The organism is Neisseria sp. RH3002v2f (genome assembly GCF_014596375.1).
GTDB classification, from domain to species: Bacteria; Pseudomonadota; Gammaproteobacteria; order Burkholderiales; family Neisseriaceae; genus Neisseria; species Neisseria cinerea.
In genome coordinates this window covers 170,433-187,149 of the sequence record NZ_MAYZ01000019.1, presented here as the reverse complement: position 1 = coordinate 187,149, position 16,717 = coordinate 170,433, and the positions used below count along the sequence as shown (strand labels likewise).

Genomic DNA, 16,717 nt, shown 5'->3' with positions numbered 1-16,717 from the left:
ATGGCCAAGCGCAGCACGATAGACCAATTACCCGAAGCCGTCCGACACGAATTTGAGCGCAAACTCGTCGAAAACGGTTTCGCCGACTATCAGGCATTGTCCGAATGGTTGCAGCAGCAGGGATATGAAATCAGCCGTTCTGCCGCCCACCGCTACGGGCAGAAAGTCCAGCGTCGGTTTGCCGCCATCAAAAACAGCACCGAAGCGGCACGCCTGATTGCCGAAGGCGCGGCCGATGAAGGCGATACCCGCTCCGAAGCCCTAATGGCGATGTTACAGACCGAATTATTTGAGGCATTGGTGCAAATCGGCGAAATGCCGTCTGAAGAACTGAACGCGCTCGACCGCTTCGGCATCATGAGCGAAGGAGCGCGCAAAATCAGCGGGCTGATTACCGCTGGAACGCGCCTGAAAGAATATCAGGCAAAAGTTAAAGCAAAAGTCGAAGCCGCAGCCGAAAACGTGGCCAAGCAGGCAAAAAAAGGCGGGCTGTCCGACGCGGCTGCCGAAGCCATCCGCAAACAGATTTTAGGTATCGCATCATGACCTTGCCCAAAACCGAAGACCGCACGCCATCGGCATTGCTGCCTTATCAGCAGCGTTGGTGCGCCGACAACGCTCCCGTCAAACTCTGCGAAAAATCCCGACGCATCGGTCTGAGCTGGGGCGAGGCTGCCGATACCGCCTTACTTGCCGCCTCATCGGGCGGCATGGACGCATGGTACATAGGCTACAACAAAGATATGGCTTTAGAGTTTATCCGCGATTGTGCCAACTGGGCCAAGTTCTACGGTTTGGCGGCAGGCGAAATCGAAGAGACTGAAGAGGTGTTCGTCGAGGGTGACGACAAAAAATCCGTCCTCGCCTTCGTCATCCGTTTCGCGTCAGGCTGGCGCGTTACTGCCTTGTCCAGTCGACCATCCAACCTTCGCGGTAAGCAGGGGCGCGTAATCATCGATGAAGCGGCGTTCCACGAGCAGCTCGGAGAGCTGCTCAAAGCGGCAATGGCATTGCTGATGTGGGGCGGGCAGGTACACATCATCTCTACCCATGACGGCGTGGATAACCCCTTCAACGAGCTGATTACCGACATTCGTGCGGGCAAAAAACCTTATTCCATCCACCGCATTACTTTCGACGAGGCTGTTTCAGACGGCCTCTACCGCCGCATCTGCCTGCGTTTGGGCAAAGAGTGGACGGCAGACGGCGAAGCCGCGTGGTGCAAGGAAATCCGTGATTTCTACGGCGAAGATGCCAGCGAAGAGTTGGACTGTATCCCCAAAAACGGCGGCGGCAAATGGCTGAACCGTGCCTTAATCGAAAGCCGTATGAGTCCTTATACACCGGTTATCCGCTACGACCAGACCGACGATTTCGGCCTGCTGCCCGAACCGCGCCGCGCTGCCGAAGTAGCGGACTGGATAGCCGATACCCTGCAGCCGCTGCTCGACGGCTTGGACAAAACCCGCACCAGCTTTGTCGGTGAAGACTTTGCCCGCAGCGGCGACCGTACCGTCATCGTCCCTTTATTGCAGCAGACTAATTTAAGCCTTAAGCCGCCGTTCGTATTGGAGTTGGGCAATATGCCGTTTGCACAACAAGAGCAAATCATGAAACACCTGTTGCACGGCTTACCCAATCTGCGCGGTGTGGCATTGGACGCGCGCGGCAACGGCCAGTCAATCGCCGAAGCCATGCGCGACGAATTTGGCGCGGAGGTATGTGAGTCGGTCATGCTCTCGGAAAACTGGTACCGCACCCATACCGCGCCGTTCAAAGCCGCCCTTGAAGACGGCACGTTGGACGCAATCCCCAAAGACGAAGACATCCTGACCGACCTGCGTGCCTTCGAGCTGGTCAGAGGCGTGCCGCGCATCCCCGATGTACGCACCAAAGGTCAAGACGGCAAAAAACGCCACGGCGACGCGGCGATTGCCTTTGTCCTTGCCCATTACGCTAGCCGCGAGCTGAATACCGGCCCAATACGCGTAGCCAGCCGCCGAATCCGCCGAAAAAGCGCATTAACCAAAGGATATTGATATGAATGATAAAACCATTGAGAAAATTATTTTCACCCTGTGTTTACCCGTATTGGTGGCAATTACGCTTATTGCATCACTGCCTTTTACAGTATTGCTTGTAGCAAGATTTATAATTTTTCTAATGCTACTAGCTTCTTACCCTCTACTTCTGATACTGGCAAAAGTGCCGTCTGACCATTGGAATCCACACAGTCCTTTCAAGTTTATAAAAGATACGGCTCAATCATTGCCATATCTCTGGTGGAAAATATATGAATTGTGCTTACCTTTTTGATAGAAAGTTTTATTCATGCCCAAGCCCCACCTCAAACTCAAAACCAGTCAAGGCATCATGACCTTCAAGCCGCAGGATTTATCTGCCCATCTCGCCGTTTCCCGCCCGTTTTTCAGCGGTTTCAACGGCTGGCTGCCTAATCCAGACCCTGTTTTGCGCAAAATGGGTAGGCAAATCTCCATTTACCGCGAGCTGATGCGCGACCCGTTGGTCGGCTCGCTGGTGCGCCGCCGAAAAGCAGCTGTCGCCCGCCTCAAATGGCGGCTTGAGGGCGACGACACCCCTAAAAATGTTCGGGATTTTGTCGATAGCTGGCTGGCTGAAACCGATGTTTACCGCCTAATTAAAGACGTTTTAAATGCCGTTTTTTACGGCTACCAGCCCATCGAACTGATTTGGCGTACCGATTCTGCATGGCTGCCTGACAAAATCATCGCCAAGCCGCAAGAGTGGTTCGCCTTCAACGACGAAGGCGAGCTGCGTTACATCCAAAATGGGCTGACCGATACCGTTCCTCCGCCTTATAAGTTTCTTTGCCCGACACATGAGGCAGATTATCTAAACCCCTACGGTTTGGGCGATTTGGGCTTGGTTTTTTGGCTAGTCACCTTCAAACGCGGCGGCCTTAAATTCTGGATGCAGTTCACCGAAAAATACGGTGCGCCTTGGCTGATTGGTAAAGAACCGCGTTCCAATACCCCGCAGGATACCGACAAGCTGCTGGACGCGCTCGAAGCCCTGATCGGCAACAGCGTCGGCACCATTCCCAATGATTCCAGCGTCGAAATCCACGAGGCAAGCGGTAAGGCCTCATCTATTGATGCCTACGACAAGCTCATCCGTTATTGCCGCTCCGAAATCAGCATTGCGCTGCTCGGACAAGACCAAACCACCGAAAAAGACAGCACGCACGCCAGCGCGACCGCAGGCTTGGAAGTAACGGACGACATCCGCGACAGCGACAAACGAATCGTGGAGACAACATTCAATCAGTTGATAGAGTGGGTGGTAGAGATAAATTTCGGAGACGTTGCCCGTCCGAAATTCGTATTGTTTGAGAACGAGGAGAGTGGCACGAAAGAGCGTGCCGAACGGGATAAGATGATGGTGGATGCCGGTGCCAAGTTCACCAAGCAATACTGGCAGCGCACATACGGTTTGGAAGATGGGGATTTACTTGAGGGTGTTCAAGCAAGCCCGGAGGCAAAAGCTGCCGACTTTACCGAGGGCGATTTGACGGATGCAGGTTTGGTTATCGACGGACTCGCCCCTAACTCAGACCGTCTGAATACACAAGGCGACCTGCTGACTGCCGTCCTAGTGGCCGAATTAAGTCGTGGAGAAACTGCCGAAAATCTGCTCGATCGTCTGTCCGCCGCCTATCCGAATATGGACGATACCGCCTTGCAAAACGAGTTGGCGCGCCTGATTTTCCTTTCCGACTTGGTCGGCAGGATTGAAGTAGTACAGGAGCTTAAATCATGAACCCCGAAGATATTAAAGCCATCTTCGGCATGAAACCCGAAGCCGCCGTCGCCTATCTCAAGCAAAAAGGCATTGCCGTATCTTGGGACTGGCAGGATATGTTGGACGACGCGCACGCCACTGCCTTTACGGTGGCCAAAACCGCCAAAATGGATGTGCTCTCCGATATCTATTCCGCCGTCGTCGATGCCGCCGAACAAGGCCGGACGCTGGAAGAGTTCAGCCGAGAACTCGCCCCTGTTCTACAGCGCAAAGGCTGGTGGGGCAGGCAGGAAGTTCAAAATCCCGAAGGAGAAACCCAAAGCGTACAGCTCGGTAGCCCCCACCGCCTGAAAACCATCTATCTGACCAATATGCAGTCGGCCTACATGGCGGGCCGTTACGCCGAAATGATGGACTCCATCGACACGCACCCTTATTGGCAGTACGTCGCCATCAACGACAACCGCACTCGTGATACCCACCGTATGATGCACGGTCGCGTCTATGCCGCAGACGACCCCGTATGGAATACTTTGTACCCTCCTTTGGACTACCGCTGTCGCTGCCGTGTCAAACCGCTGTCCCGCAGTATGGGAGAAAACCGTGTCCTGCCCCGACCGAATCTTGAGTCCATCACCGTAGATATAGGCGCAAATCCCTATACCGGTGAGGAGCGTTACGCACAGCGCACCGGCATTCGCATCAACAACAAATTTATCGCCCCCAATGCGGGCTTCAACGCCAACCAAGGCAAGTCTATGCTGTCCCGTATGGCGAAAATTGCAGTGGATAAGGCTCAGGCAACCCATCCGGACATCGCCCGCATTGCCCTGAAAACGATGATGGGCAACGACAGATTCAAAAACGCCCTGTCCAACGCTTCGCTGACTTGGGTGCTTAAACTGTTAAAAGGCTGATTATGCTGGAAATCAAACTCGATGCTACCAAACTCGAACACGGTCTGAGTACGCTCCTTAAAAACGCCGCAAACACCCGCCCCATGATGCGCGGTATTGCAACTGAGTTGCTATCTATGACCGAAGAAAACTTCGAATCCGAAAGCTGGGGCGAGCAGCGGTGGAAACGAAGTCGGCGTGCCGCAGATGAGGGAGGCAAGACTCTGCAAAAAAGCGGGCAACTTGCCGCCAGCCTGACTACACAGGTTGGCAGCAACTATGCCCGAATCGGCAGCAACAAAAAATACGCCGCCATCCACCACCTCGGCGGACGAGCAGGGCGAGGGCACAAAACCAACCTTCCAGCACGCCCCTATCTCCCCATCAACGGCAACAACCAACTCCAACCCGGTGCCGAACGCCGAATCCTCGACATCGCCATCACCGCCCTCAAAAAAGGACTTTGACAACAAAAAACGGACGATAAAAATACCGTCCGTTTTTATTGCAATATTTGCAACTCCCTTGCATTTTTTTTCATCCCATAAAATCCCCCGTCATCCTCTCTCATCCCATTTTTCTCATCAACCCCTATATATTTATCTCATTAGGTTTCAATTTAGTCGTATTTTATTATTATCTTAATTCGTACTATAAGGGATTTTATACAGCTCTCTGAGAAAACTGCCTAAAGAGGGCAAAAAAGTTTTTGATTCTCGTCAATTGTAAGAAGTTGGGCTAATTATGCCGTCTGAAAGGAAATTAGGGGAATCGAATATGGGAAGGCTGCCGAATAAATTTAACTCGCTGTTTTATTGAATAGAATGATCCACATCATATATTTTTACTGTTAAGATTGTTGTAAGTTCAAGGTAGAAATAATAGTAACGCGTAAGTTAAGGCAGCCTTGAGCTGATAATAAGATACTAAAAATATTGTTTACAATTCTGACCAAAAATCTGAACCTGTCAGGAAGAAATAAGGTAAAATACACTTTGTTATCTTACCGTCTAATCACCATTTACCAAGGAAAAATGATGAGTACTTCATTGAGTTACCGCGATGCAGGTGTCGATATCGACGCAGGCGACCAACTGGTCGAAAACATCAAACCGTTTGCCAAACGCACCATGCGTCCGGAAGTATTGGGGGATTTGGGCGGTTTTGGCGCATTGGTCGAAATTGGCAAGAAATATAAAAATCCCGTATTGGTCAGCGGTACGGATGGAGTAGGAACCAAGCTCAAGCTTGCTTTTGATTGGGATAAGCATGATACGGTCGGCATTGACCTTGTCGCTATGAGTGTTAACGATATTTTGGTTCAAGGAGCAGAACCTCTGTTTTTCTTGGATTATTTTGCCTGCGGTAAATTGGATGTTCCGCGCGCGACCGATGTCATCAAAGGCATTGCACAAGGTTGCGAAGAATCCGGCTGCGCCCTGATTGGCGGGGAAACTGCTGAAATGCCGGGTATGTATCCCGTTGGCGAATACGATTTGGCTGGTTTTGCCGTCGGCGTGGTGGAAAAAGAAAATGTCATTACCGGCCGCAGTATCGGCGTAGGCGATGTGGTATTGGGTTTGGCTTCCAACGGTGCACATTCAAACGGCTATTCGCTCATCCGTAAAATTATTGAGCGGGAAAATCCTGATTTGGATGCTGATTTTGATAATGGGAAAAGCTTGAGGGAGGCAGTTATTGCACCGACCCGTCTGTATGTGAAACCGATTCTTGCCGCTTTGGAAAAATTTATCATTAAAGGCATGGCACACATTACCGGCGGCGGTATTACTGAAAACGTACCGCGCGTGTTGCCTGAAGACACGGTTGCCCAAATTGATGCCAAATCGTGGGAATTGCCTAAACTCTTCCAATGGCTTCAAAAGGCGGGCAATGTGGAAACTCAAGAAATGTACCGAACCTTCAACTGCGGTATCGGCATGGTCGTTATTGTTGCTGCCGAAGATGCTGATGCGGTTCAGGGTCTTTTGGGTGAACAAGGTGAAACAGTTTACCGTTTGGGTTTGATTCGCGAGCGTCATGGGGATGAACATCAAACTCAGGTTGCCTGATTGATCCTATAGCGAAATGCCGTCTCAAACATGGGTTTGGACGGCATTTTTATATTGGTTGATATAAGGCTGGGCTGCACACGCTTAAAGCGGATGTAAGCCAATTGTATATTTGCGGGATTCGGCAGGAAACATTTTTCCCTGCATTAGTATTTCCACTTTTTATTATGCCGTCTGAAAATATCATGATGATACGTTTTCAGACGACATAGCTGATATTGAAGTATCAATTGCAGTATCAGATAGGAGCAAGTAGAAAACACTAAACCGAACAATATTGCTGTTATGCCAAGCGTACTTATGGGGGCGTAAGCTTACAGCTTGGTCTGTTATCCGAATGACCGTACGGGGATTAAAACCCCTAATATGCCGTCTGAACCCGCCTTACTCCAATACAGGCTGGGGGACATTATGATGGATAGCATAAACGGCGGCTTGAACCCGGCTGCTGAGGTTGAGTTTGCGGAGCAGGTTTTGAACGTGAACTTTAACGGTGGATTCAGCAAGGTTGAGGTGGCGTGCAATGATTTTATTGCTGTGTCCTGCTGCAAGGTAACCTAGGATTTCCATCTCTCGGGGGGTAAGGGAGGAAAGTGTCTGAGTTCCTTGTGCGGGTTGAGGGGAAATCAGGCTGCGGACGAGTTTGGCAGTCATCTCGGGAGAGAATACATTATCGCCGTCGGCAGCTTTGCGTATGCTTTCGAGCAAGAAATCGGCGTTAATATTTTTCAACAGATAGCCGCGGGCACCGATACGCATGCATTCGGTAAGGTCGTCGCTGTCTTCGGAAACGGTCAGCATAATCACTGCCTGTTGCGGATTGATGCTAATAATTTGGGAGAGTGCTTCGCGTCCGTTCATACCGGGCATATCAAGGTCAAGCAAGACGACATCGGGTTGAAGCTGGCTGATCATTTTAATGCCGGAAAGTCCGTCGGAAGCTTCGCCGATGACCTCAAAATCATGTTGGCGCAACAAAAGTGCCTTGATGCCGCTGCGGAAAAGGGTATGGTCGTCTATCAGAATAATTTTAATGGTCATTTCAAGCTTTCTTCAGATGCACCCGTCAATGAGACGGTGGTTCCTTGTTGGGGTTGGGAATAGATTTTCAATACGGCACGGATACGTTTGGCACGCTCCTGCATGATATGTAGTCCGACATGGCTGCCCGAAGGTTCTCCAATGTTTTCCGTGTCGAAACCCTGTCCGTTGTCTTGAATGGTCATTGTAAAACTTCCATCCTGTTTGACCAGCCTGAATTTGACATGGGTGGCGCGGGCGTGTTTTCGGATATTGGAAAGGCTTTCTTGCAGGATAAAAATCATTTGGAGCTGCTCTTCCTGAGGAGGCAGGAACAAACCGTTTTCCCAGGCGGTTTCGACCGTTATCCCGGTTTGTTGTGTAAAGCGGGCGAATAGGTCGGCAACGGCTTCGGGAAATTCTTTATTACTGATTTTGGTACGGAAGTTGAGCAGCAGTTCGCGGACGTCTTCATAACATTCTTGTACGCCTGTTTTGATAAAGCTAATGTTTTCCGTAGCTTCTTCTTTTTTTCCTTCGGCAAAGGCACTCTCCAACATCTGTACCTGCAGGTTTAGGAACGTTAATGCTTGTGCGATGCTGTCATGTAATCCTTGCGCAATCAGGTTGCGTTCCTGCAATACCGCAAGCAGGCGTTTTTCTTCTTCCTGTTTCGCCCCGGCGAGCGATACGCCCAATTGCCTGCCTAGTGTTTGAAGCAGGATGCGGTCGTCTTCATCAAGAGAAATGCCGCTTGGAAAGCTGAGCGACAGTCTGCCCAATGTTTCGTTCTGGTACTCAATGGGGAAGGTTTCCTCATAGTATTTCCCCAAATCCGAAGCTGCTGTGCCGCAATCCGCATGATGAATGGAGACATAAACATCGGATCCGCCGTCCAAACAAACTCTGCCGGAATCTGCTCCTACGGCGGGCAGGATGCGGTTTAGAAAATGTTCCGCAGCCTGTTGAGGTATGTAGGATTGGTGCAGGTCCCGCGTAGTTTGGTACAGCAGGGTCAGGTTTTGATTTTGTTTTTCGAGACTGCGTGTCTGCTCGGCGACTTGTCCTTCCAAATCATCATATAAAATTTTCAGCCTGCCGCCCATTTGATTGAAACAACGCCCGACCTGTTTGAATTCCGGCGTACCGCCTTCGGGAATGGGAATATCGAAACACCTCCGTCCGATGCGTTCCGCACCTTCCCTTAACGCCTGCAGCGGCCGGATAACCCAAATCTGATGCCAAAACAGCATCAGTACAGACGACACCAGCGTCATCAACATAATTGCCCATTGAAACCGCCTGAGCCACCATGTGTTTTTTTCGTTGGCATTTTCCAATGCCTGCAAAAATAGTTCGATGTTTCCGGCAAAGCGGTAGAGATCGACCTGAGTCGGTCGCCGGTAGGACTGGAGCGGGGGGAGGATGTGTGCCTGCCAATCTATAATCAGCATGGATTGTATCAAATCATAAGCAAGAGGGGTGTCCGAAGGAATCAGCGGATGGATTGCATCGCTTTGCGAAATACGCTTCAGGCTTTTTTCAAATTCGGCAACCTGATTGTCTATTTGGGAGCGGGGAGATCCTTCGCCGGCCATATAGGCCAGACGGTATGCCTGCATCCTCAAGTTTCCGGCTTCTTCAATGACTGAGGCGGCATTTTCCAGGCGTAAAGAGAGCATCAACGTTAACACGACGGACAATGCCGCCAATCCGACCCATAAACCGGTCAGAAGTTTCAGGCGTAGAGAAAGGCTGATGCCGTCTGAAAATCGGGATGACAGTATCATACTTTGAGAAAATTATTTTAAAATAATGTCAACAATATCATTCTTTCGGATTAGAGACAACTGCTCAGAAAGAATTGGTTAAGAAAAACTTAATCGTCATCGCTTCCAGTGTTAAATCAGGTTATGATAAAATTCAAATAATATGAATTTATTAAATGTCTATATCAGACTTATTCTAAAAATATTGGGAACAACAAGCTGTAATCATGAAAACCTTCAATTTTTCCAAAAGGACGCTAGCGGTAAAAACTTTTGCACTGATATTGGCAGGCGGTCAGGCAAGCCGCATGGGGGGAGAAGACAAAGGGCTCGTACTTTTGGATGGCAAAGCGTTGATTGACCATGTTATCGACAAAATCAGGCCCCAAGTCAGCCATATCGCCATCAGCACCAACCGGAATTTGGAAGAATATGCTCGAAGGAGCCCGCATATTTTTCCGGACGCACGGCAGTGGCAGCATTTCGGCCCGCTTTCGGCTTTGTGTACTGCTGCGAACGATTTACAGCTGGCAACGGCCGACTGGCTTCTAGTTGTGCCGTGCGATATGCCGTATCTTCCGGATGATTTGGTGGCAAGGTTTGAAACCGTATCAAAGCGTACGCCGTTATGTAATGCATTTTATGTGGAAACACCGGTAACCATGCATTACAACATCATGTACATCCGCCCGCAGATTCTTCAAAGCGCGATTCCTTATTTATTTTCAGGGATGAAGACACTTAGAAGCTGGTTGCAGCAACAAAGGGCGCGCTCGGTGAAATTTGAAGTCAACGAGCATTTCATCGATTTAAACACGCATACGGATTTGCATCCTCAGTAAATAATAGTAATTCTTATTTTTATTCTTATAAAAACATGAAATAATCGCATAAGTCGATTTTATGTGGTTTTGTCATGCGTTACCATTTTCCAATTTCCATCGATATGTACGATTTCTTGTCTGCCGGACGGTTTGATTATCTGGAAATCGGGCAGACTGCGGAAATGATATTGCAAATGTTTCCAGCACCTGAGTGTGTACCCGAAGGGCTGCTGGTAAAAAAAGGCTGGAATATTTGGCTTTACGGCAACATCGAACTGCATTTCTCCGACGACCGTTTGGTACAGATACGCGCAGACTTCGATTCTGAATCGGGTTTGCAGGGAGGGAGGTGGTTGAGCCTGAATACGTGGTTTTTAAACCGGCAGGAAAAATCTGATTTTCATTCCGTAATCGAGAAGCTGATAGGGCGGGGTATCGACTTTATCAAATTGGATACGCCCACCGGCTTGGTTTTGCGTCTGCAAAGCGGAGTGGAACTACTGTTTGAAAAATATGGTAAGCAACGCCTAGCCGCATTAAGCAAAGGCAAAACCGTACTACCCGACTGGGTATGTGCCATGGCTTAGGGCAAATAAGAAACCGATGCCGTCTGAAACTCTTTCAGACGGCATTTTGTTTGGGGAAGTGTTACAATTTCAGCCCTTGGAATTGATATAGGAAAATCGGAATATGTTTACCGGCATTGTTCAAGGCTTAGGCAAACTGATAAAAGTCCACCGTCCGTCGTCGGCATTTCACACTTATATTGTCGAGCTTCCGCAAGAGGCGGCAGAAAACCTGCAGCGCGGCGCATCAGTTGCCAATAACGGCTGCTGCCTGACCATTACCGAAATCGAAGGAAACCGCGTCAGCTTCGATTTGATGGCGGAGACATTGGCAAAAACCAATTTGGGACTACTGAAAGAAGGCGATTGCGTCAACATTGAGCGGGCGGCGCGTTTCGGCGACGAAATCGGCGGACACCTCATGAGTGGGCATATCATGACAACCGTGCGTATTGTCGAAATCGAACAGGACGGGTTTAACCGTACGGTTTGGTTCGAGCTCCCGACCGCACTCAGTCCTTATATTCTGACCAAAGGATTTGTCGGTTTGGACGGTTGCAGCCTGACCGTGGGAGAAGTCGGAAAGACGCGTTTTTGCGTACATCTGATTCCGGAAACCTTGGAGCGGACGCTTTTCGGCAGCAGAGAAACCGGCGACCAAGTCAATATTGAAATCGATCCGAACACACAGGCAACCGTCGACACGGTCGAACGCCTGATGGCACAAAGATATGCTGAAAAATGAGGCAGGTATGGAATTAAACGAATTTCTTGACAAAGCCTATTCCGTTTTACGGCGTTTGGATGCCGTACTTCCGCCGGAACCCGAAAGTACGGATTGGAATGCTTTGGCATTCCGTTGGCAGAGTGCGGGTAAAAAAGGGGTTTTGGAGCACTTGCCCGCCCCTCATGTTTTCCCTTTGGCAAGGCTGGCAGGAGTTGGCCGGCAGACCGATTTGCTGGTACGCAATACCGAACAATTCATTGCCGGCAGACCTGCAAACAACGTATTGATGAGCGGTGCACGAGGAACAGGCAAGTCATCACTCGTCAAAGCATTGCTGCACGAATACGCGGATAAGGGGTTACGCCTGATCGAGGTCGATAAAAGCGATTTGGTCAGCCTGCCTTACCTGTTGACGCTTTTAAAAGAGCGTCCGGAAAAGTTTATCGTATTTTGCGATGATTTGTCGTTTGAAAGCGGTGATGAAACATATAAGGCATTGAAAACCGCGTTAGACGGCGGTTTGTCGCAGCGTTGCGCCAACGTCTTAGTTTATGCGACCTCCAACAGACGGCATCTGATGCCGGAGTACTTGGACGAGAATGCCGGTACGACGGGGATGCGGGGGGAAATCCATCAGAAAGAAGCGGTAGAAGAAAAAGTATCCCTATCGGACCGTTTCGGGTTGTGGCTCAGTTTTTATCCGTTCGATCAAAACGATTATCTGGCAGCAGTGCAAAATTGGCTGGAAGATTTTGGCGTGCCGTATGATGAAACCGCAAGGATTTCGGCATTGCAGTGGGCGCAGATGAGGGGCAACCGCTCGGGACGTTCTGCCTGGCAGTTTGCATGCGACTGGGCGGGCAGGCTGCCGGAACAACGGGTGCTGTAAGTTTTTTTAGGAATTATTTGAGACAGGAGGACAGCCACAGCTGCTGCTGTTTAGGTGTCAGGATATGGAAGAAGCGGTGTTGGATTTCCAATTCGTCCACCGCAAAATCTATGCTGGACAAATAGCGGTTTTCGACATAATCGCGTGCGTCTCCCCGATTAAACGAATACGAAGAGATGATCCCGACAATGACTTGACGGCGGCTGAGTTCCGAGCGGGTTCTTTTTATGCGTGCCTTGTCATTTGCAAGCTTGAAGGCGGCACGGATTTTACGCAATTCATTGTGCTGCTCCGGAGTGAGCCCGAGCCGGCGTATATCGCAGTTCGGTTGAAAATCGTTCAGAGAAATATAGGACGGTGCAGCATGGGAAATCTGGCAGGAAAGCAAGGCTATCCCTAGAAAAGAGGCAACGGGTTTGACAAAACGGCTGGTATCAGGCAGTGGCACGGCTTTTTCTCTTGTTGGAAATTTTAGGAAATATACTAGATTGACGTGTGAAAGATGGTATTATCGCGGTTAACTTTTGTAATAATGCCGTCTGCAGCGTGTTTTCAGGCAGCCATAACGGTGGAATAAATCCCTAAAAGGATAGTGAAGGAAAAAACATGACTACTTACCGTATCGCCCCCAGTATTTTGTCGGCTGATTTTGCACGCCTCGGGGAAGAGGTTGCGAATGTTATTTCGGCAGGTGCGGATTTGATTCATTTTGACGTGATGGACAACCATTATGTACCGAACCTGACCTTCGGCCCTATGGTTTGCGCGGCATTAAAACCGTATGCGTGTGTGCCGATTGATGTGCATTTGATGGTCGAACCTGTGGATGACCTGATCCAATCGTTTGCCAAAGCAGGGGCATCAATCATTACTTTCCACCCTGAGGCAAGCCGGCATATCGACCGCAGTTTGAGCCTGATTCGTGATATGGGCTGTCAGGCCGGGCTGGTGTTGAATCCGGCAACGCCCGTATATCTGTTGGAAAACGTACTGGACAGGCTGGACATGGTATTACTGATGTCGGTCAACCCCGGATTCGGCGGACAAAGCTTCATCCCGCACACCCTTGAAAAAATCCGTCAAGTGCGGGCGATGCTGGATCGGTACGAAGCACAAAGCGGGCGGCACATCGCCATCGAAGTGGACGGCGGCATCAAAACCGACAATATTGCCGCCGTTGCGGCGGCGGGCGCAGATACTTTTGTGGCAGGTTCGGCAATTTTTGGCAAACCGGACTATAAGGCGGTGATTGATGCTATGAGGGTTGAATTGGCAAAAGCGGCAAATTGAATCTTGCGCCAATGATTGAAATGGATTGAAATAGAAATGCCGTCTGAAACTTAACTTTGTTTCAGACGGCATTGCGTTATTTTTCGACCGGCAGTCCGAAATGAAGATAGGCGCGTTCGGTAGCCACTCTGCCGCGCGGTGTGCGTTGCAGGAAGCCTTGTTGGATAAGGTAGGGTTCGATAACGTCTTCGATGGTGTCCGTGGATTCGCCGATGGCGGCAGCAACGTTGTCAAGACCGACGGGGCCGCCGCTGAATTTGTGCAGGATGGCTTCTAGGAATTTTCTGTCCATAACGTCCAAACCTTGCGCGTCCACATCCAGCATGCTTAAAGCGGCATCGGCGACGGCGGTATCGATTACGCCGTTGTTTTTCACATCGGCAAAATCGCGGACGCGGCGCAGCAGGCGGTTGGCGATGCGGGGTGTGCCGCGGCTTCGTTTGGCGACTTCCATCGCGCCTTCTTCGCCCATCTTGAGTTGCAGTAATTGTGCGGAACGGCTGACGATGGTGGCAAGGTCTTGATTTTGATAAAACTCCAAACGGGCAACGATGCCGAAACGGTCGCGCAGAGGGTTGGTCAGCATACCTGCGCGGGTGGTCGCGCCGACGAGCGTGAAGGGCGGAAGGTCGATTTTGACGGAACGTGCGGCAGGGCCTTCGCCTATCATGATGTCGAGCTGGTAGTCTTCGAGCGCGGGGTAGAGGATTTCCTCGACGACGGGGCTGAGGCGGTGGATTTCGTCGATAAACAGTACGTCGTGCGGCTCAAGGTTGGTCAGAAGAGCGGCAAGGTCGCCGGCGCGTTCGAGGACGGGGCCGCTGGTTTGTCGCAGGTTGACGCCCAGCTCTTTGGCGATGATGTGCGCCAGTGTGGTTTTGCCCAGTCCGGGCGGACCGAAGAGCAGGGTGTGGTCTAGGGCTTCTCCGCGTTTTTTGGCGGCTTGGATGAAGATGGCGAGCTGTTCTTTGGCTTTGTCTTGCCCGATATAGTCGTCCAGCGTTTTAGGACGCAGGGCGCGTTCGAGCAACTCTTCTTGTGAGGAGATGCTTTGGGCGGTGATGATGCGCTGGGGCTGGGCAGCGGTTAGGTTGTCGGTTTGCAGCATGGGTTTTCCGGTGGGTTCGGAGCCGTCTGAAAAGCGGTTTGCCGGTTTCAGACGGCCTTTTTGAAAGAGGGTCAGCCGCGGGTTTCGCGCCAAACGAGGTAATCGCGCAGTGGCGGCATGGGCGGGTTGATGCAGTGGGGGCAGATGCCTGTGGTGTCTTCGTCATCGCTGTCGATGTGATAGGCGTTGGGGTCGAAGCGGACTTGCTGCATTACCGCCTGAGCCAATGCCTGCGCTTGAACGACGTCGAAGGTGAATTTTTCGAGGATTTCGTTCAATAGGCGGATTTCGCCATCGCTAAATTCCGAGCTGTGTTTGAGAATGAGGCGTTGGTAATCTTCGTTATTGATTTTAGATAATAAATCGGTTTGTAGGGTCATGATTTTATGTTGGGAACGGAATGGCTGAAGAGTGAATTATAGCGGATATGGCGGCGGCTGTTGCAAAGCTTGGATTGGGTATCGTCCTCAAAATTCCCAAAGTAGCCATATTGTGCGTTTTAATGTTTTTCTGTCTTTTCTTGCTCCGTCCGAAACGCTTTTTGCAATGGGGTAATTTCTGTCAGCCGCGCCCGATCGATTTCTTCGGCGATAAGGTGCGCTTTTCCCTGCGCGCGGCATTCAGCGGCGATTTTGCCCGAATCTGCCTGATTGGCGGCTTCGAGCAGGGCGAGCCAGTGCGTGAGTTGCGGGTAGGGCGTGTGTTCGCGGTTCAGGCGGACTTGCGTATCGGCAATGCAGACGTTTAAGGCGGCGGCGAAGCGTTCGGGGCGCCTGAAAGCGTCAGTTTTTTTCAAAACGTTCAGAATGGTTTGGCTTTTAAGCTGTCCGACTTGGTGGAAAATAATGTGCCAACGGCAGACCAGTTCGGCAAGCTCGGCGCAATGTTTCGGCGCACGCAGCCGCTGATTGACTTCGCGTACGGGTTCGACGCCGGCGAGGTCGTGTCCGTGGTGGCGCGGCAGGATGTCGGACGGTGTTTTGGCTTTGCCCAAATCGTGCAGCAGGGCGGCATAGCGCTCGGGTAACGTCAGACCCATATCGGCAGCACGTTGTAGCGTCATCAGGGTATGGATGCTGCTGTCGATTTCGGGATGATAGTCGGCGCGTTGCGGCACGCCGAAGAGGGCATCGACTTCGGGTAGCAAGACTTTGAGTGCTCCGCATTCGCGCAACACTTCAATCATCCTGCGGGGATTTTTTTCCATCAAACCTTTCGCCAATTCCTGCCAGACGCGTTCGGCAACTAAAGCGTCCGCTTCGCCGTTTTCGACCATTTTCCGCATCAGCTTCATGGTTTCTTCGGCGATTTCAAATCCGTAGCGCGCGGCAAAGCGGGCAGTACGCAGGATGCGGACGGGGTCTTCGTCAAAGGCGGGGGAGACGTGGCGCAAAATGCCTGCTGTCAAATCCTGTTGTCCGCCGAAAGGGTCGATGATGAGGCCGTCTGAATCCTGCGCCATTGCGTTGATGGTCAGGTCGCGGCGCATCAAGTCCTGCTCCAGCGTAACGTCTTTGTCGGCGTGGAAACTGAAACCGGCATAACCCTTGGCGGTTTTGCGCTCGGTACGGGCGAGGGCGTATTCTTCGTGGGTTTTAGGATGGAGGAATACGGGAAAATCTTTGCCGACCGGCTGGAAACCTTGCGCCAGCATGGTTTGTGCGTCTGCGCCGACGACCACCCAATCGCGGTCTTTGACGGGCAAGCCCAAAAGATAATCGCGGACGGCACCGCCGACGAGGTAAGTCTGCATATGCTTCCTATTTTAAAGTT

At 51.0% G+C, this 16,717-nt stretch carries 18 protein-coding genes; 12 read left to right on the top strand and 6 right to left on the bottom strand.

Annotated features, from left to right (window positions below):
* The 7 genes from BBW69_RS03510 to purM all read left to right on the top strand — a co-directional run bounded on the left by BBW69_RS03510 (position 1) and on the right by purM (position 6,751).
* Positions 1-546 carry a DUF3486 family protein gene (locus tag BBW69_RS03510; RefSeq protein WP_118796560.1) on the top strand — a complete coding sequence of 182 codons (546 nt, stop codon included), beginning with the start codon at positions 1-3 and terminating at the stop codon, positions 544-546.
* Positions 543-2,039 carry a terminase large subunit domain-containing protein gene (locus tag BBW69_RS03505; RefSeq protein ID WP_013448346.1) on the top strand — a complete coding sequence of 499 codons (1,497 nt, stop codon included), beginning with the start codon at positions 543-545 and terminating at the stop codon, positions 2,037-2,039. Before BBW69_RS03510 ends, BBW69_RS03505 begins: the two co-directional genes overlap by 4 nt.
* A gap of 1 nt (position 2,040) precedes the next feature.
* On the top strand, positions 2,041-2,316 hold the full coding sequence (locus BBW69_RS03500) for a hypothetical protein (RefSeq protein ID WP_042508120.1): 276 nt from the start codon (positions 2,041-2,043) through the stop codon (positions 2,314-2,316).
* A 15-nt stretch (positions 2,317-2,331) separates the two neighbouring features.
* Positions 2,332-3,801: a DUF935 domain-containing protein gene (locus tag BBW69_RS03495; RefSeq protein ID WP_188210426.1), complete on the top strand. Its 1,470-nt coding sequence runs from the start codon at positions 2,332-2,334 to the stop codon at positions 3,799-3,801.
* A complete protein-coding gene (locus tag BBW69_RS03490) occupies positions 3,798-4,700 on the top strand; it encodes a phage minor head protein (protein ID WP_188210425.1) in 903 nt (300 codons plus the stop codon). The genes BBW69_RS03495 and BBW69_RS03490 overlap by 4 nt, the downstream gene beginning before the upstream one ends.
* Before the next feature lie 2 nt (positions 4,701-4,702).
* A complete protein-coding gene (locus BBW69_RS03485) occupies positions 4,703-5,146 on the top strand; it encodes a phage virion morphogenesis protein (protein WP_188210424.1) in 444 nt (147 codons plus the stop codon).
* 570 nt (positions 5,147-5,716) lie between these two features.
* Complete coding sequence (purM, locus tag BBW69_RS03480; RefSeq protein WP_188210481.1) at positions 5,717-6,751, top strand: phosphoribosylformylglycinamidine cyclo-ligase; 1,035 nt, start codon at positions 5,717-5,719, stop codon at positions 6,749-6,751.
* Between the two features lie 384 nt (positions 6,752-7,135).
* On the opposite strand, the gene BBW69_RS03475 is transcribed toward purM, so the two are convergent.
* Together BBW69_RS03475 and BBW69_RS03470 are read right to left on the bottom strand one after the other, a co-directional pair.
* Entirely contained in the window at positions 7,136-7,792 is a 657-nt protein-coding gene (locus BBW69_RS03475; RefSeq protein WP_107860080.1) for a response regulator transcription factor, read from the bottom strand.
* Positions 7,789-9,561 carry a histidine kinase gene (locus tag BBW69_RS03470; protein WP_188210423.1) on the bottom strand — a complete coding sequence of 591 codons (1,773 nt, stop codon included), beginning with the start codon at positions 9,559-9,561 and terminating at the stop codon, positions 7,789-7,791. Before BBW69_RS03470 ends, BBW69_RS03475 begins: the two co-directional genes overlap by 4 nt.
* A gap of 206 nt (positions 9,562-9,767) precedes the next feature.
* On the opposite strand from BBW69_RS03470, the gene mobA reads away from it, so the two are divergent.
* The 4 genes from mobA to BBW69_RS03450 all read left to right on the top strand — a co-directional run bounded on the left by mobA (position 9,768) and on the right by BBW69_RS03450 (position 12,546).
* Positions 9,768-10,382, top strand: coding sequence for a molybdenum cofactor guanylyltransferase MobA (mobA, locus tag BBW69_RS03465; RefSeq protein ID WP_188210422.1), 615 nt, complete (start codon positions 9,768-9,770; stop codon positions 10,380-10,382).
* Between the two features lie 74 nt (positions 10,383-10,456).
* The gene (locus BBW69_RS03460) at positions 10,457-10,951 is read left to right on the top strand and encodes a hypothetical protein (RefSeq protein ID WP_107860077.1); all 495 of its coding nucleotides are present in this window, start codon (positions 10,457-10,459) and stop codon (positions 10,949-10,951) included.
* A gap of 103 nt (positions 10,952-11,054) precedes the next feature.
* The gene (locus tag BBW69_RS03455; RefSeq protein WP_107960534.1) at positions 11,055-11,675 is read left to right on the top strand and encodes a riboflavin synthase subunit alpha; all 621 of its coding nucleotides are present in this window, start codon (positions 11,055-11,057) and stop codon (positions 11,673-11,675) included.
* Between the two features lie 7 nt (positions 11,676-11,682).
* Positions 11,683-12,546, top strand: coding sequence for an ATP-binding protein (locus BBW69_RS03450; protein ID WP_188210480.1), 864 nt, complete (start codon positions 11,683-11,685; stop codon positions 12,544-12,546).
* A gap of 13 nt (positions 12,547-12,559) precedes the next feature.
* Here the strand turns inward: BBW69_RS03450 and BBW69_RS03445 are convergent, their stop codons facing one another.
* Positions 12,560-12,994: a Spy/CpxP family protein refolding chaperone gene (locus BBW69_RS03445; protein WP_188210421.1), complete on the bottom strand. Its 435-nt coding sequence runs from the start codon at positions 12,992-12,994 to the stop codon at positions 12,560-12,562.
* Positions 12,995-13,152: 158 nt separating this feature from the next.
* Between BBW69_RS03445 and rpe the strand changes: the two genes are divergently transcribed.
* Entirely contained in the window at positions 13,153-13,836 is a 684-nt protein-coding gene (gene rpe, locus BBW69_RS03440; protein WP_003677452.1) for a ribulose-phosphate 3-epimerase, read from the top strand.
* 76 nt (positions 13,837-13,912) lie between these two features.
* On the opposite strand, the gene ruvB is transcribed toward rpe, so the two are convergent.
* The 3 genes from ruvB to BBW69_RS03425 all read right to left on the bottom strand — a co-directional run bounded on the left by ruvB (position 13,913) and on the right by BBW69_RS03425 (position 16,697).
* The gene (gene ruvB / locus BBW69_RS03435; RefSeq protein WP_188210479.1) at positions 13,913-14,944 is read right to left on the bottom strand and encodes a Holliday junction branch migration DNA helicase RuvB; all 1,032 of its coding nucleotides are present in this window, start codon (positions 14,942-14,944) and stop codon (positions 13,913-13,915) included.
* Positions 14,945-15,015: 71 nt separating this feature from the next.
* Positions 15,016-15,324, bottom strand: a complete 309-nt coding sequence (locus BBW69_RS03430; RefSeq protein WP_101122971.1) for a hypothetical protein — start codon at positions 15,322-15,324, stop codon at positions 15,016-15,018.
* Between the two features lie 119 nt (positions 15,325-15,443).
* A complete protein-coding gene (locus tag BBW69_RS03425) occupies positions 15,444-16,697 on the bottom strand; it encodes a multifunctional CCA addition/repair protein (protein WP_188210420.1) in 1,254 nt (417 codons plus the stop codon).
* Between the last annotated feature and the right edge of the window lie 20 nt (positions 16,698-16,717).

Excerpts from the sequence above, each read along its gene's own strand:
- mobA (WP_188210422.1), top strand. The coding sequence starts at position 9,768 with ATGAAAACCTTCAATTTTTCCAAAAGGACGCTAGCGGTAAAAACTTTT.
- BBW69_RS03430 (WP_101122971.1), bottom strand. The coding sequence starts at position 15,324 with ATGACCCTACAAACCGATTTATTATCTAAAATCAATAACGAAGATTAC.
- BBW69_RS03505 (WP_013448346.1), top strand. The coding sequence starts at position 543 with ATGACCTTGCCCAAAACCGAAGACCGCACGCCATCGGCATTGCTGCCT.
- BBW69_RS03500 (WP_042508120.1), top strand. The coding sequence starts at position 2,041 with ATGAATGATAAAACCATTGAGAAAATTATTTTCACCCTGTGTTTACCC.
- BBW69_RS03460 (WP_107860077.1), top strand. The coding sequence starts at position 10,457 with ATGCGTTACCATTTTCCAATTTCCATCGATATGTACGATTTCTTGTCT.
- BBW69_RS03495 (WP_188210426.1), top strand. The coding sequence starts at position 2,332 with ATGCCCAAGCCCCACCTCAAACTCAAAACCAGTCAAGGCATCATGACC.
- BBW69_RS03450 (WP_188210480.1), top strand. The coding sequence starts at position 11,683 with ATGGAATTAAACGAATTTCTTGACAAAGCCTATTCCGTTTTACGGCGT.
- BBW69_RS03425 (WP_188210420.1), bottom strand. The coding sequence starts at position 16,697 with ATGCAGACTTACCTCGTCGGCGGTGCCGTCCGCGATTATCTTTTGGGC.
- BBW69_RS03510 (WP_118796560.1), top strand. The coding sequence starts at position 1 with ATGGCCAAGCGCAGCACGATAGACCAATTACCCGAAGCCGTCCGACAC.
- BBW69_RS03455 (WP_107960534.1), top strand. The coding sequence starts at position 11,055 with ATGTTTACCGGCATTGTTCAAGGCTTAGGCAAACTGATAAAAGTCCAC.
- BBW69_RS03485 (WP_188210424.1), top strand. The coding sequence starts at position 4,703 with ATGCTGGAAATCAAACTCGATGCTACCAAACTCGAACACGGTCTGAGT.
- rpe (WP_003677452.1), top strand. The coding sequence starts at position 13,153 with ATGACTACTTACCGTATCGCCCCCAGTATTTTGTCGGCTGATTTTGCA.
- BBW69_RS03490 (WP_188210425.1), top strand. The coding sequence starts at position 3,798 with ATGAACCCCGAAGATATTAAAGCCATCTTCGGCATGAAACCCGAAGCC.
- BBW69_RS03470 (WP_188210423.1), bottom strand. The coding sequence starts at position 9,561 with ATGATACTGTCATCCCGATTTTCAGACGGCATCAGCCTTTCTCTACGC.
- BBW69_RS03475 (WP_107860080.1), bottom strand. The coding sequence starts at position 7,792 with ATGACCATTAAAATTATTCTGATAGACGACCATACCCTTTTCCGCAGC.
- purM (WP_188210481.1), top strand. The coding sequence starts at position 5,717 with ATGAGTACTTCATTGAGTTACCGCGATGCAGGTGTCGATATCGACGCA.
- ruvB (WP_188210479.1), bottom strand. The coding sequence starts at position 14,944 with ATGCTGCAAACCGACAACCTAACCGCTGCCCAGCCCCAGCGCATCATC.